The sequence below is a fragment of the Rufibacter roseolus genome, from assembly GCF_017916365.1.
GTDB classification, from domain to species: Bacteria; Bacteroidota; Bacteroidia; order Cytophagales; family Hymenobacteraceae; genus Nibribacter; species Nibribacter roseolus.
On sequence record NZ_JAFMSU010000001.1, the window covers coordinates 60583 to 75365 of the forward strand.

Below are 14783 nucleotides of genomic sequence, written 5' to 3' on the forward strand. Positions count from 1 at the left end.
GCCAATTCTTTGCCTTTGACTTGCTTTCAAAAGAAACTTCTTACAACTTACCCCAATGTGGGGCAAAATACCATATCACAGTATCTCAGCAGCTTACGTTGTTGAAGCAATGAAGTGATACCCTGGTTACCCACAATTGGTAACCAAGAAACCTTCAGTCGCCAATCCGTATATATTCTTGACAAAAATACTGACAAATGACAACTGAAACGGGTCTCCAAGACATGATGCACGGCTCCATCTTCGTGCTGCTGAAGCGTTTTGTGGAAGGCACCTACGATTACAGCACCTGGGTGCGGCTGCTGGAGAAAGTGGGCGTGGAGCACGCTTCCTACCAGATGCAGGGAATGTACCCCACAGATGAGCTTTTCGCCATCGTACACCAGGCCTCTGAAGACACGGGCATTCCGGCCTATGAACTGATGGAGCAATACGGAGAGTTCTTAGTGCCCGACCTGCTGCTTGTCTACAAGAAATACATCAAGCCTGAGTGGCGCACCTATGAGATGCTGCTCAATACTGAGAAGTCTATGCACGGAGCAGTCAAAAAAGAAGACAGCAGAACTTCTCCCCCAAAGCTTCTGGTGACGCAGCAGGGAGAAAACCGCCTGGTTATTGATTATTATTCCAAGCGGCGCATGTGTGGGGTGGCCGTAGGTATCATCAAAGGCATTGCCAAGTACTACGGCGAGTCAGATATGGTAACGGTTACCCGCATGAGTGATCCTTACGCAGAAAGGGTGCAGATTCTGGTTGACTTTAAAAAGTGAGCCCATCCCTTTTAGTTTGGTTTAACCTGTCCGCACCTGAACGTGATGAATAGTTCTAAATATTGAAGCCTTGGTTATGCAAAGTAATCAAGGCTTCAATTTTTAGGGCCGATAGGTTTGACCTTCCTGGCCGTTGCGTTTTGTGCGAATCAAAAAACTTTTCCTCTTCGGCAAAGCCACATCTTCTTTCAGATTTAGGCTCTAATTTTTACAAAGAGTACCTTTTCTGGAAAGCCAGTATGTTCTGGCAAAGAGCCTCCTTTTGCCTAAGTTTGTATTCTAAACCTTCTACCCCGATGCGCAAACCAGAGCGGTACCGCCATTTAATATCTTATTTCACCCAGAACTTCCCCGAAGCGGAGACCGAACTGGATTACCGCAATCCGTATGAGCTGCTGGTAGCTGTGGTATTAAGCGCCCAGTGCACCGATAAGCGCGTGAACCTGGTCACCCCGGCTTTGTTTGAGGCTTTTCCCTCGCCAGACATCCTGGCTACCGCAACCTCAGATGACATTTTCCCTTACATCAAGAGCATCTCTTACCCCAACAACAAAGCAAAGCACCTGGCCGGATTGGGCAAAATGCTGACGGAGCGTTTCGGGGGTGAGGTACCTTCTTCTATTGAGGAGCTACAGCTACTTCCAGGCGTAGGGCGCAAAACTGCCAATGTCATTGCCTCCGTGATTTTCAACATGCCCGCCATGGCGGTGGATACGCACGTGTTCAGGGTTTCCAAACGGTTGGGGTTGGTAAGTTCCAAAGCCAAAACCCCGCTGGAGGTAGAGAAAGAGCTGTTGAAGCACATTCCGGTAGACCTGGTACCCAAAGCCCACCACTGGCTTATTTTGCACGGCCGCTACATCTGCCTGGCCCGTACCCCGCAGTGCGAACGCTGCCCCCTCACTCATTTCTGCGCCTATTACCAAAAGAACTGGCCCAACAAACCTGATGACCCGCAGAACAAGCTCGGCTAACCAGGCCGCTTTTGTTTTGGGGCTGTTTTGCTAAAAATGTACCTAAAACCATTTGCCCTTTCTTTCCTATCGCAAGACATAGTATATTAAAGATATTATTGGGGCATTGGGTTAATCTGTTCCTTTCAACGGGTAAGCTCCCAATGCCGGGTCTGGCCATTAGGTAAAAACCATTAAGAGAAAATGGATAAGATAGAAATCTACACCAGTAAGAAGAAGTCAGTATTTATGCTACTTGGCGCCTTGGTGTTCGTGGTTTTAGGGATATGGCTGTTCCTGGATGCAGAGCACCTCACCGGCTGGCCCGCACGAAATCCGCTCATCACGCAGGGAGTGGGAATAGCCTCGGTTTTGTTCTTTGGGTGCTGCGCCCTGGTGGCAGTCAAAAGAGTGATCAAAACAAAGCTGGCCTTAACACTTGACCCTAAGGGCCTGGGGTTTTACGCCAATAAACCTGCTCCTCTTCTGCTGGAATGGAAAGACATCCTCGGCTTTGACGAGGTAAGAATCCAAAGCCAGAAATTTTTAGTCATTATGGTGACAGAGCCCAACTTCTGGATTGAGAAAGAAACAAGTTTCTTCCGCCGGAAATTGATGCAGCTCAACCTGAAGAACTATGGCTCGCCCTTTAATACCGCGGCCGCCGGGCTCGACATCAGTCATGAAGAACTGACCGGAAAATTGAATAGCTATTTAGAAGAATATGGCTCTGGGGCCCATCAACCTGTATAGCACCTGCTTTAGGTGTTACTTTCTATCAATTACAAACAATTGGCTGACCATTAACTAAACTGAGAGAATATACCGCAACTTCCTTCGAGTGATATTAAAGTATGACCAATAGAGAAGAAATAATCCGGAACTACATAGACAGCTATAATCAGTTTGATGTGGACAGAATGGTACACGACTTTGATGAGACCATTGTATTTGAAAACATCTCTAATGGCGAAACTAACCTGTCCCTGACTGGCTTACAGGCCTTCAAAGAGCAGGCCGAGCAAGCTAAAAACTATTTTTCTTCCAGGAGGCAGACCATCACCTCCTTCAATCATCAAGGAAACCAAACCGAGATCGAGATTGCTTACAGCGCCACCTTGGCGACAGACTTGCCCAATGGCTTGAAAAAAGGAGAGGAACTGAATCTCCAAGGCAAATCAATCTTCACTTTCTCAGGAGATAAGATCATTAAGCTGACGGACATCAGTTAAGAAGTAGTCTCCAGAACAATTTTCAATAACGATAGGGCAAAATAGCCTTGCCGCAGGATTTCCTTGGTTTTACCTGTTGCCTGTTTTAGGCACTAATCTTCAAAAACATACCTAAAACATACCGGAAATTAATTTACTCTTTGCACAGAGGGTAAACGTCATCTTGACTGTCTCTTCTTGTAGTACTTTGGTTGTGAATCCCTTCCTCAATAAAGAACTACACTGATGACTCCTTCCACTAAACACAGGATACTGGTCCTGCTCCTCGGTTTTCTTTCTGCGCCCTTCATAGGCCAGGCGCAGGAAGCGCCCAACTCAAAGCTGTACAAAGCAATTATGGCGCAGGACAGCCTCCTCTTCAATGTGGGGTTCAACACCTGTAACATTGCCCAGTTTGAAAGCGTGGTCAGCAACAATTTTGAGTTCTACCATGACAAGGGTGGCATCACACCCTCTAAGGAGGCATTTATCTCGGGTTTTAAGAATGGCTTATGCAAATCGCCTTCTACCTACCAGTCGCGCAGGGAGTTGATACCGGGCAGTACTGAGGTGTTCCCTCTTTACAAAGACAACCATGTGCTGTATGGGGCCATCCAGATGGGAAGACACCGCTTCTATGAAAAAGAGGCCGGAAAAGAAGAGACCTTCGCCAGCACCGCCCGGTTCACGCACGTATGGCAACTGGAAAACGGCGCCTGGAAACTTATCCGTAGCCTGAGCTATGACCACGCGAATGCTACCGGTGTTACCTTTGGCGCCGCTGCATTTGCCAATGACGCCGAAATAGAGACCTGGCTCAAAGACAACAAGTTTCCGGCCATGGCCATCGGGGTTATCAATGACGGAAAGCTCCAGCAGATCAAAGTCTTTGGCGAACTGAAGAAAGGGGCCCCTGCTCCTTACAACACCATCTTCAATGTGGCATCGCTGGCTAAACCTATTACCGCCATGGTGACCATGAAACTGGTGAATGCCGGCAAGTGGAAACTGGATGAGCCTCTGGCTACCTATTGGACCGACCCCGACATTGCCCATGACCCCAGAAGCAAAAAGCTCACCACCCGCCACGTTTTAACCCACCAGACGGGTTTCCCCAACTGGCGCTGGATGAACGAATCCAAAAAGCTGGCTTTCCAGTTTGACCCGGGCACCAAGTACCAGTATTCAGGCGAAGGCATGGAATACCTGCGGCGGGCTCTGGAAAAGAAATTCCACAAAACCCTGGACCAGCTTGCCGATTCGCTCATCTTCAAGCCCTTGAACATGAAGGACACCAAATACGTCTGGGACAAAGGCGTGGATGAATCAAGGTTCGCGCTGTGGCACAACACCAAAGGCGGCCTGCATGACACCTATAAGAACACCAGCGCCAACGCCGCCGATGACCTTTTAACCACGGTGGAAGACTACAGCAAATTTCTGATCTCAGTGATGAATGGCGGCGGGCTTTCCAAAGAGACGTTCAATGAGATGGTGTCGCATCAGGTAAAAACCAAGGATAACATCTTCTTTGGATTGGGCATGGAAGTGTATGACCTGGGGAACGAAGAATACGCCTTATCGCACAGCGGCTCAGACCACGGTACCGCTGCTCTGTTCTTTATTCTACCCAAGTCTAAAAAAGGCATGATTATCATGACCAACGTGGATGACGGGTACCGGTCTTACGAGAAAATGGTAAAAACCTTCCTGGGGGATAATGGCCAGAAGATCATTGACATCGCCATGAAAGAATAAGCATCCGGCAAAAGGAAACCTGGCTCTCCCACGTGGAACGCTGCTTTTGGCAGAATCACAGGATTACTTTTTCTGCTGCACCACCTGCTCAAAGATCCTTTCTAACATAGGTATCATTTTGAGGCGATCAAACTGCTCACGGGCCACAAGGGCTGCATTCTCGCGCATGGTGGCCATAGCTTCAGGTTGGGATAACTTCTGCTCCAGGGAATGAGCCGAAGCCTGCGCATCGCCGGCCGGGACGTACCAGCCACAACCCTGCGTTTCTACCAGTTTCTTGGTCCAGCCGGGATTAGTAACGATGACAGGGGTACCTGCCGCCAGGCTATCGAACAGTTTTCCCGGAGAGTTGGCTTCTAGCACTGGCAAGTGGATAAAAGACACCACCGATACATCCGCGATAGAAAACAGCCGGAAAATTTCGTGGCGGGGCAGGGGCGGCAACAGCTTGATGTTGGTTTGCTGTTTAGCGGCCGTTTCCAGCAAAGGAGCATCAAAACCCTGCCCGGTGAAAACAAAGCAGATATCCGGCTGATGTTGCAGCAGCTTGGAGGCGTTCACCAGCATAGGAATATCATTGGCCCGGCCGTAGGTACCAGCATACAAAACCACCCTTTTCCCCTGCAACCCTAGACGCTCCCGCAAAGCCTGCTGTTCTGTCAAAGAAATTGGCGCCGGAATTTCCGTCCCATTGACCAACGTGGTCACTTTCTGGGGAGAGATGCCTTTGTCCAGGATGTACCGCTCCATATCAGAAGACAGCGGAATGATGTGGGCGGCCTGCCGGTACAAGGAGGCTTCCATGCGATACAACTGGCGCTGCGCAAGGGTAGATGGTACTGCGCCCATCTGGATGGGGAAAGAAGGCCAGAGATCCTGCACCTCAAACACCCAGGGCACCTTCCTGAACCGGGATACCTGTGCTGCCGCCCAGGCGGTAGTCAAAGGCGTGGAGACACCCCAGATGACATCGGGTTTGGGCATGCGCAGCCCTTTCACAAAGGCATGCGTAGCGAAGGAACTGAAAGCCTTCACGCGCTGCACCACGCCCATCTTGTTAGAATACGGCACATCTATGGACACCAGTTCTACACCCGGCGGTACCCAATCATACAACTTCGTGAGGCGTTTGCTCTCCCAGGCATTGGAAGTGATGAGGGTGATCTGATGTTGTTTCGCCAGTTCAGCCATAAACGTGTAATGCCGGCAGGTGGCCGGGCAGTCTGGGTTATGGTGGTATTGGTGAAACAGCGCAATGTGCATGGCAAAGGGCAAGGAGTAAAGTTTAGGGGCTGTTTTTATGAAAACAGCCCCTAAACAGAAAGTCTATTTTTTCTGCGGCTTGTATTTAGATCGCTCCAGAATCTTCCGGGCGTCTTTCTCCTCCATGAGTTGCTGCAGCGTCACGTCTGGGTTGTTTTCCATGTACTTGCGCACAATCTGCCAGCCTACCCAGGTGGCAATACGGCCCGGGCAACGTTCACTGATCTCAGGTACGTTAGGGCGCTCGCCAATGTACTTCCTAATGGTGAATTGGCTGGTCTCATACAGCAAACCTTTCTCTACCAGATGCGCCCAGATTTTGCCTTCGTTGTAGTTCACGTCGGCCAGTTCCTGGCCGGTGTACCAGATAATGAGCGAGTCTGGCGTGCAGGGCAGCACTTTCTGGGTAAAATAGTAAGATTTGCCATAATCTATCATCTCGTCCAGCATCTCCTTGTTCACAAAATCAGTCTTGTTGAATTTGTTGGAGACCAGCAGCATGACAGAGGGCACCAAGTTCTCTTTCTCGTAGCGATTGAGGATGTACTCCGGCGCCTGCGGCCGAAAAGAGGCTTTCTTCCCGATGAAGAAGTCCAGGCCCAGCACCACCAAGCTATCGCTCACGAGTAAGTCACGGCTGAGGCCCGAGATAAAGGACTGCACCTTGGGCAGGTGGAAAGAGGGGTAATAGTATTTCACGTGCTTGAACCCATTCTCCAGCCCTTGCTCCACAGCCTTCAGGTCGCCAAAGGTGGCATTACTCTGCTGGTAAAGTTTATGGATGCTGGTATCGGTGGCCAGGCGGAGCAGGTTCTGGGCCATGAGTTCTTCTGAGGGGTAGCGGTCGCGCAGCAGGAACCTGTCTCTCAGGAGCGGCTCCTCTTTGAGGTAGGCCTGCATCTCTGGCACAGTTTTTATCTTGAAAAAGCGTTCCTCCAGTCGGTCAATCTTTATGTCTACCGGAACACGGGATACTTCATCCGGAATCTCGCACGTTTCTTTCTTTGAACAACCAAAAAACAACACAACAGTAAACAGCAGCAATAAATAGCCTCGCATCCTTTTTCTTCCTTTATCTTTAAGCAAATTTAACGTACTAATTTTTAATACCCTCTTACCCTATGAAGATGATTCGTTTTACTCCCCTGGTTTTGGTTCTGGCCGCTCTTTTATTTCTCTCGCAGGAAGCGTCTGCACAGATAGAAATAGGCGTGAAAGTAGCCCCATCTGTTACCTCCACCCGCACCATTGCCAAAGACCAGTACAACTTTAAGAATGAAGGCGCCGGCGTAGGGTTTGGCATGGGCGTGATCGCCGACTATTTCTTCGGGGCGAACTACGCGTTCAGCACCGGCCTGCTCTACAACGTAAAAGGAGGCGAAGTATCGTATGATTACCGCCAAATGAATGGCACCGCTGAAACCCGCATCACTGGTTCAGACGATATCAACCTCCAATACCTGGAGATTCCGGTTTCTTTGAAGCTCTTCACCAACGAGGTAGCCACCGATACGCGTCTGTATTTCCAGGCGGGCACATCTCTGAACACCATGCTGGCCGCCAAGGTAAATGACAAGAAAGTGGACACTGAAGGCGACAAATACACCAAGCGTTTCAACACCTTTGAGATTGGCGCCGTGCTGGGTGCCGGGGCCGAGTGGCAACTGGGCGAAAGTACCAAGCTGTTCGGGGGCTTGTCTTACCACCGCGGCCTTACCGATGTGGATGATGACTACTATGCCGGTACTTTCAGCGACAACAAGGTAGAACTCAAGAACAGCTCTTTCGCCCTTGATTTCGGGATCAAGTTCTAATTCCATTCTGGGCCTCTTTCTCCAGAAACAGGCCCAGAACAGATCAACCTTATGCAACGAAAAAGCCCCCGTTTCACAACGGGGGCTTTTCTTTTATATCGCAGGCGATGGAAACGTTTTACTCTGTCTCTATCGCGCGGTCTTGTAACCCATTTACTTCAGTGTAAGCCGATTTCAGCTCAATTTCGTCGCCGTGTTCATCCATCACCTTGAAATCTGTGAGGGCGAGCGCCGTATCTTTCATCACGTTCACCCGCTTGAAGTGCTTCAGGAACCATCTCCGCTGTTTGGAGAGGATGCCTTTGGTGTAGTACGCGTGCAAGAACGGATGCACGTACAGCGTAATGTTCTTTTGATTCTGGCGGGTCAATAGATCTTCAATGGTCTGATCTATCTCGTCGGTTACCAGAATACTGGCGGATATCTTGCCGCTGCCTCCGCAGGTAGGGCATACCTCGCCGGTTACAATGTTCTGCTCAGGCCTTACGCGCTGGCGGGTGATCTGCATGAGGCCGAACTTGGAAATGGGCAGCACCGTGTACTTAGACCGGTCTTTCTTCATTTCCTCCTTCACTACATCCTGCACGCGTTGCCGGTTCTCGGCTGACTTCATGTCTATGAAGTCCACTACAATGATTCCGCCCAGGTCCCGGAGGCGCAACTGACGCGCAACCTCTTTTGCCGCAGTAAGATTCACATTGAGGGCGGTCGCTTCCTGGTCCGTCTCGGAGTTGGATTTGTTTCCGCTGTTCACATCTACCACGTGCAGGGCCTCAGTATGTTCTATTACCAGGTACCCCCCGCCGGGGATGCTCACCGTCTTCCCGAAAAGGGATTTCAGCTGCTTTTCAATGTTAAAGTGTTCAAAGGTTTTCACCTTACCCGAGTAATGCTTCAGGATCTTCAGCTTATCCGGGGCTATGGATTCAATGTAAGTTCTGATCTCGTCGTGCAGTTTGGCGTCATCCACCACAATGCTGTCAAAACTTTCATTCAATATGTCTCTCAACATGGAGGAGGAGCGTCCTAGCTCCCCAATTACCTTGTCGCGTTCCTTGGCGGTGCGCAACTTGGCAATGCCTTCTTCCCAGGTAGCCAGCATGGTGCGGAGGTCTTTGTCTAACTCCGCCACCTCGCGGCCCTCGGCCACGGTACGGATGATGACCCCAAAGTTTTCCGGTTTAATGGAAGTGATGAGGCGCTTTAGACGCGTACGCTCTTCTTTGCTTACAATCTTCTTTGACACGCTTACCGTGTTAGAGAAGGGCACAAGCACCAGGTAGCGGCCAGCCAGGGAAATCTCACAAGAGAGCCGGGGCCCCTTGGTAGATATTGGCTCTTTTACAATCTGTACTAAGATCTGCTGCCCTTTTTTAAGGACATCGGCCATCTTACCCAGCTTGTCTATTTCGGGCTCAAACTTTACAGAATTAAGCTTGGCGGGCGTGTTCTTCTGGGTCTGCACCATCTTCACGAATTTATTGAGAGTCTTGATATTCTCTCCTAAATCATGGTAGTGCAGGAACGCGTCTTTGGTGTACCCAATGTCAATGAACGCGGCGTTCAGACCAGGCATCACCTTTTTCACGGTTCCCAGGAAAATGTCTCCCACTGAGTAGTTCGTATCATTCCGGTCGAAGTGATACTCTACTAATCGCTTATCCTGAAGAAGGGCTATTCGTTCTCCATCTTGAGTAGAATTAATAATTAATTCGTTACTCAATGTATTAGATGCTTAGGTGGAAGAATATACCAAAGCCCATCATTACCTTAAAGGGTAATGTGGGCTCTCAGAATCAAAGGCCGGGCCTTATTTTTTCTTATGTCTATTCTTACGAAGACGCTTCTTTCTTTTGTGAGTAGAGATCTTATGTCTTTTTCTTTTCTTACCGCAAGGCATAGTGTTGATTTTTTATGTGTGAAAAATATTTTAACTCTCTTTTACTGTGCGCCGTTCAGGCGCTGCAGGTAACTTTCTACCGAGGCCTGCACCTCAGGGTCTTTGCTGATCTGCTTCACCTTAAGGAAAGCTTTTTGGGCATCTGCCTTTTTACCTGTCTCAGACAACGCCACGCCTAGGTAAAAGGTGCCCTCTACGTGGTTAGGATTTACCGCCAGTAGTTCATTGAACCGGTCTACCGCCTTCTCATACTGGTTAGACTGGATAGACAGCACGCCAAGGTTGAACAGGGCTTTCTCGTTCTTAGGGTCAGCGGCAATCACTTCACGCAGGAGGGTAATGCCCCGCATGGGTGTACTGCTGGAGATATAGGTCATGGCCAGGTTGTTCTTGGCATCCAGGTTAGAAGGGTTGTTTTTCAGCACCTGCTCATACAGCCCCTGCGCCTTGCCGCCCAGCTCCTGGGAGCGTTCCTGCGTGGCGGCAAAGGTGAATGCCTCAAAGTACTGATCAGCCGCCTTCTGGAAGCTTTTCTCGCCTGGTCTCACCAACGCTACCTGCTCATAGTAGTAGCCAGCGCTGTCATGTTTGGCAATGGCGGCGTATTTCTGCGCCAGCTCATCGGCCAGTTTGCCTTTGGCTTGTGAATTGCTCTCCCGGCTGAACTTGGTGCGCAGTTCTGCGATCTCCTTCAACTGGGCGGGGGTAGCCTCCACGTGCGCTGCGGCGGGAGCTGCTGCTTCTGCGGCGTGGTCTTCGTGGCCCTCATGATTAGGGTCATGGGAAGACTCGCCAGCCGAGGCAGGGGCTCCGTTAGCGGCAAATTCGCCTTTCTTATCTTTATTGATAATCACTTTCGGTAACAACGCCATCAATACGGCCAGCACCACGGCAGAAAGAATGAGGGCTATCCGACCTTTTGACATATTCTCGTTATCCGGAAATTATTATGAAGCAAATAGTTAAGGCTGCAAAGGTACAAAAAACTAAGAAACTACTGGTTCTTTGATTTTTTTGCTGTTTTTGATCTTAGCAACAAAGGTTTTAGACGGCTTGAAGGAAGGGATAAAGTGCTCGTCAATGATGATGGACGTGTTCTTGGAGATATTGCGGGCAACCTTCTTAGCGCGCTTCTTGTTTACAAAGCTCCCAAAGCCACGCACGTAAATGTTATTACCATCGGCCATGGAGTCCTTCACCACTTTGAAGAACGCTTCTACTGTGGCTGCAACATCAGACTTCTCAATCCCTGTCTTATCCGCAATTTCTGATATAACTTCTGCTTTAGTCACTTGTTTAATCTTTTAAAGTAATTGAGTAAAGATGAATATGTTTGTACAAACGTTTACTGTATCGCTACAGCACCCTGAAATCGGGGCACAAAGGTAGTCGGCCTTTTCGGAAAGTAAAACAATTTATGTAAAAATCTGCTTCTCTTATGCACGGCGTAAGAACAGCAAACCAATATGTTAAAGCCTTTTCATGGCCACCAGCACCCCCACCTTCTTTAGCAATACCCTTATAGAATGGTACCACCGCCACCAGCGCTCTTTGCCCTGGCGGGAGACCACAGACCCTTACGCCATCTGGCTCTCGGAGATAATTCTGCAGCAGACCCGGGTACGGCAGGGCCTTCCGTACTACCTTAAATTCATGGAGCGTTTCCCCACGGTGCATGACTTAGCAAACGCCCCCGAGGATGAAGTATTGCGTCTCTGGCAAGGTTTAGGTTACTACTCCCGGGCCCGGAACCTGCACCACACAGCCAAGCAGGTGGTGGCGGAATTCGGTGGTCAGTTTCCGGATAACTATCACAACCTGTTGCAGTTAAAGGGTGTGGGTTCTTATACGGCAGCGGCTATTGCCTCCTTTGCCTACCGTGAACCGGTGGCGGTGCTGGACGGGAACGTGTACCGGGTGCTGGCCCGCGTGTTTGGCCGCCACGAAAACATTGCCGCACCCTCCAGCAAGAAAGTCTTTGAGGAAATAGCCAACCACCAGATCCCCGTGGATCACCCGGATACCTACAACCAGGCCATCATGGAGTTCGGGGCCATCCAGTGCACCCCGGTGAACCCAGATTGCCTTTTCTGCCCTTTGCAGCAGGAGTGCTTCGCATTCCAGAACGGCTTGGTGAATGTGCTGCCCGTGAAAGAGAAAGCCAAAAGCAGCCGCCACCGTTTTTTGCACTATCTGGTTCTGCAGCACGAAAACAGGCTGTATTTGAGAAAACGCCCCGGAAACGACATTTGGCAAGGGCTCTATGATTTCTTCACCGTAGAGACAGACACGCTGCACCCTAACCCAAAACGTTTACAAGAAGAGGTTTCTGCGGCGTTGAATATTCCAACCGTTGCCCTCACCAGTACCGGCAAAGTGTACAAACACATCCTCACCCACCAGAAAATATCCGCGCAGTTTTATCTGATTTCGCTTCCTTTCCGTTTAAGGGAAGAAACAGAAGAATCTATAGGAATCCAGCTATATACTATTGATAAAATAGAAGAACTTCCTAAGCCTATTTTGATTCATTCATTTTTAAATGAGCATTTTTTTTAGTATTTTTATAAGCTAAATCAAAATTAAACCACCAGATTTCAATCTATGGCTAGCATTAATAAAGTTATCTTAATTGGCAACCTTGGCAAAGATCCGGAAGTGCGTCACTTAGAAGGCGGCGTGGCGGTAGCCCGTTTCCCGCTGGCTACTTCTGAAACGTTCAAAGACAAGAACGGCGATAGACAGGAGCGCACCGAGTGGCATAACATTGTGGTATGGCGCGGCCTGGCAGAGGTGGCAGAGAAATACCTGAAGAAAGGCCAGTCTGTCTATATTGAAGGAAGAATCAGAACCAACAGCTACCAGGACAAGGATGGCGTGCAGCGCTACAGCACTGAGATTGTGGCCGATAACATGACCATGCTGGGTGGCCGTTCTGAAGGCGGGGCAGCCCAAAACGGCGGAAGCTACGGCAACGACGCCGCCTCTGCCAGCGTAAGCAATACCAGCGGCAACGCCGGCCAAAGCAAAGGTGGAAGTTCTAAGTCTGTGGCCTATGACGAGGAGCCAGACGATCTGCCTTTCTAACCTATTGTTGAACCAAACATTGACTTTTGGAAAGTATACCTCCATTAGGAGAGCCCTCCAGTTGGGGCTCTCTCTTAACTTTATCCCTTCCAGCTGTCAAAGGGGTGGATTGGGTTCCTTCTGCTCTCCTGGCACTGCTCTTAGTCTGCACACTGGCCATTACCGCTGCCCTGGCGGCTTTTCAACAGTTTCTTAGCACCACCTCTTTAACGTCTGCCCAGAAGACGGCGGCCTTGCCTGCATCCCTGTATGCCGAGCCAGAGAACGCTGTGCTGGCCGGAGTATTCCTGGCCTCTACCCTACACCTTTTAGCTGGTATAACTGGCTTCTGGCTTTTAAGAGACCTCATCGCTGCTTCCACGAGTTATCCCTGGATTTGGGTTAGTGTGGGCCTTGCCGTAGTGGCAACCATCTTCCTCATGCTGCGCGGGTATTTCGCCAACTGGGGACGTCGCAGGCAGGAATCTTCTTCTACACCGGTTTTTTTGGGGGTTATTAAAGCCATTCAGGCCATTGGGGCGCCATTTGTTTCCCTCATTCTGCCGTTAAAAGGACTGGTGGGCCAGACCCGGGTGGCATTCGGCACGCCTTCACCTACAGAAGAACTTTCCCTTTCTCTTGACCAGGCCCCCACAGAACCTGCCTCGCCAGAAGAAAAAGGGCTTTTGAAAGCCATCGTGAATTTCAGTTCCATTACCGTAAGGCAGATCATGCGGTCCAGGGTAGATGTGATTGCCTTGCACCGCCGCCTGCCTTATTCTGCCCTGCTGAAGCAGATCCAACAATGGGGTTACTCGCGGGTACCGGTCTACAGCCAGGGTCTGGATAAGTTGGATGGAATCCTGTATGTGAAGGACATTCTCCCCTACCTCAACGCCCACGCAGATTTTGTGTGGCAAAACCTCATCAGAACCCCTTACTTTGTACCGGAGACTAAGAAGATAGACGAACTGCTGCGCGAGTTTCAGGAGCGGCGCGTGCACATGGCCCTGGTGGTGAACGAGTACGGCGAAACCACGGGCCTTATCACCTTAGAGGATGTGATTGAGGAGATTGTGGGCGAAATCCACGATGAGCTGGACGAGGAAGAAGACCACTACTATACGCAACTGGACGAGCACACGTTCTTGTTTGAAGGACGCACCTCGCTGCACGATTTCTGCAAGATAGTAGACCCGCCCACCGATCTCATGAAAGAGATCAAAGACAACGTGGAGTCTGTGGCTGGCCTCATGCTGCGTCTTTTCTCCCGCATACCGCATACCGGCGAAGAAATGCAGTGGGGTCCGTACCTCTTCCGCATTGAAGCCGCCGACAGTAAAAAAATAAAGAAAGTACGGGTACACGAGCCGGTACCCCATCCGCATAATGAAAAAGAATAACCTCTTCTATCTGGTTGCCCTGCTGGGCGGATTTTTGTTTCTGTCTGGCTGCGCCGAAGAGTACACTCCCAAGCCCAAAGGCTTTAACCGCATAGACCTACCGGAGCCCCGGTACATACAACTGCAAGAGAAACACCCTTACACCTTTGAGCACTCTGTTTACGCCAAGATCCTAAAAGACTCCTCGCGCATAGCAGAGCCGCACTGGATTGACATTTACTACCCCCGTTTCAAGGCCAATATTCAGATAACGTACAAGAACTTCAACCAGGATCCTAAGGTATTCAACGGCCTGGTAGAGGATGCCCGTAAACTCACCTCCCGCCACCAGATCAAAGCTTACGCCATTGAGGAAAGCCAGATCAAGACGCCCACCGGCATTACCGCCAGCGTGTTTGAACTGGAAGGCGAGGTACCCAGCCAGTTTCAGTTCTATTTGACAGACAGCACCAAGCACTTCTTCCGCGGCGCGCTCTACTTCAGAACCGCCACCTCTAATGACTCCCTTGCCCCGGTGATTGAGTACCTGAAGAAAGACGCCGTGCACCTCTTGAACACCCTCCATTGGACTGAGCAGATAAAGTAAGTTCCGATTAAGGATCATTTTTGAGGAAATCAGCCCTAAAACAGCTAGCCAATTCTAAA

Annotated in this window: 15 protein-coding genes; 10 read left to right on the forward strand and 5 right to left on the reverse strand. The window is 50.0% G+C overall.

From position 1 onward, the window contains the following. The first annotated feature begins 197 nt into the window (after nucleotides 1-197). The 5 genes from J3P35_RS00260 (at nucleotide 198) to J3P35_RS00280 (ending at nucleotide 4692) form a co-directional block, all read left to right on the forward strand. Nucleotides 198-770 carry a heme NO-binding domain-containing protein gene (locus J3P35_RS00260; protein ID WP_210461976.1) on the forward strand — a complete coding sequence of 191 codons (573 nt, stop codon included), beginning with the start codon at nucleotides 198-200 and terminating at the stop codon, nucleotides 768-770. Nucleotides 771-1066: 296 nt separating this feature from the next. After that, nucleotides 1067-1744, forward strand: a complete 678-nt coding sequence (gene nth, locus J3P35_RS00265; protein WP_210461978.1) for an endonuclease III — start codon at nucleotides 1067-1069, stop codon at nucleotides 1742-1744. A 183-nt stretch (nucleotides 1745-1927) separates the two neighbouring features. Then, complete coding sequence (locus J3P35_RS00270; RefSeq protein ID WP_210461980.1) at nucleotides 1928-2476, forward strand: STM3941 family protein; 549 nt, start codon at nucleotides 1928-1930, stop codon at nucleotides 2474-2476. 101 nt (nucleotides 2477-2577) lie between these two features. After that, entirely contained in the window at nucleotides 2578-2955 is a 378-nt protein-coding gene (locus J3P35_RS00275; RefSeq protein ID WP_210461982.1) for a nuclear transport factor 2 family protein, read from the forward strand. A gap of 225 nt (nucleotides 2956-3180) precedes the next feature. Continuing rightward, nucleotides 3181-4692 (forward strand): serine hydrolase, encoded by a 1512-nt coding sequence (locus J3P35_RS00280; RefSeq protein ID WP_210461984.1) that lies wholly within the window; start codon nucleotides 3181-3183, stop codon nucleotides 4690-4692. Nucleotides 4693-4755: 63 nt separating this feature from the next. On the opposite strand, the gene J3P35_RS00285 is transcribed toward J3P35_RS00280, so the two are convergent. Together J3P35_RS00285 and gldB are read right to left on the reverse strand one after the other, a co-directional pair. Then, nucleotides 4756-5955 carry a glycosyltransferase family 4 protein gene (locus J3P35_RS00285; protein ID WP_210461986.1) on the reverse strand — a complete coding sequence of 400 codons (1200 nt, stop codon included), beginning with the start codon at nucleotides 5953-5955 and terminating at the stop codon, nucleotides 4756-4758. A 63-nt stretch (nucleotides 5956-6018) separates the two neighbouring features. Continuing rightward, entirely contained in the window at nucleotides 6019-7014 is a 996-nt protein-coding gene (gldB, locus tag J3P35_RS00290; protein WP_246849880.1) for a gliding motility lipoprotein GldB, read from the reverse strand. Nucleotides 7015-7076: 62 nt separating this feature from the next. Here gldB and J3P35_RS00295 point away from each other — a divergent pair, with 62 nt between their 5' ends. Then, nucleotides 7077-7769 (forward strand): porin family protein, encoded by a 693-nt coding sequence (locus tag J3P35_RS00295; protein WP_210461988.1) that lies wholly within the window; start codon nucleotides 7077-7079, stop codon nucleotides 7767-7769. A gap of 118 nt (nucleotides 7770-7887) precedes the next feature. Here the strand turns inward: J3P35_RS00295 and J3P35_RS00300 are convergent, their stop codons facing one another. From J3P35_RS00300 to J3P35_RS00310, 3 genes are all read right to left on the reverse strand, one after another. Further along, complete coding sequence (locus J3P35_RS00300) at nucleotides 7888-9492, reverse strand: Rne/Rng family ribonuclease (RefSeq protein ID WP_210461990.1); 1605 nt, start codon at nucleotides 9490-9492, stop codon at nucleotides 7888-7890. A 218-nt stretch (nucleotides 9493-9710) separates the two neighbouring features. Beyond that, entirely contained in the window at nucleotides 9711-10595 is an 885-nt protein-coding gene (locus J3P35_RS00305) for a tetratricopeptide repeat protein (RefSeq protein WP_246849882.1), read from the reverse strand. Nucleotides 10596-10655: 60 nt separating this feature from the next. Next, nucleotides 10656-10961: an HU family DNA-binding protein gene (locus J3P35_RS00310; RefSeq protein WP_149090371.1), complete on the reverse strand. Its 306-nt coding sequence runs from the start codon at nucleotides 10959-10961 to the stop codon at nucleotides 10656-10658. Nucleotides 10962-11151: 190 nt separating this feature from the next. Between J3P35_RS00310 and mutY the strand changes: the two genes are divergently transcribed. The 4 genes from mutY (at nucleotide 11152) to gldD (ending at nucleotide 14724) form a co-directional block, all read left to right on the forward strand. Continuing rightward, nucleotides 11152-12228 carry an A/G-specific adenine glycosylase gene (gene mutY / locus J3P35_RS00315; RefSeq protein ID WP_210461992.1) on the forward strand — a complete coding sequence of 359 codons (1077 nt, stop codon included), beginning with the start codon at nucleotides 11152-11154 and terminating at the stop codon, nucleotides 12226-12228. Nucleotides 12229-12273: 45 nt separating this feature from the next. Then, nucleotides 12274-12756: a single-stranded DNA-binding protein gene (locus J3P35_RS00320; protein WP_210461994.1), complete on the forward strand. Its 483-nt coding sequence runs from the start codon at nucleotides 12274-12276 to the stop codon at nucleotides 12754-12756. Between the two features lie 233 nt (nucleotides 12757-12989). Then, on the forward strand, nucleotides 12990-14138 hold the full coding sequence (locus J3P35_RS00325; protein ID WP_246849884.1) for a transporter associated domain-containing protein: 1149 nt from the start codon (nucleotides 12990-12992) through the stop codon (nucleotides 14136-14138). Beyond that, nucleotides 14125-14724 carry a gliding motility lipoprotein GldD gene (gene gldD, locus J3P35_RS00330; protein ID WP_210461996.1) on the forward strand — a complete coding sequence of 200 codons (600 nt, stop codon included), beginning with the start codon at nucleotides 14125-14127 and terminating at the stop codon, nucleotides 14722-14724. Before J3P35_RS00325 ends, gldD begins: the two co-directional genes overlap by 14 nt. Nucleotides 14725-14783 lie beyond the last annotated feature (59 nt).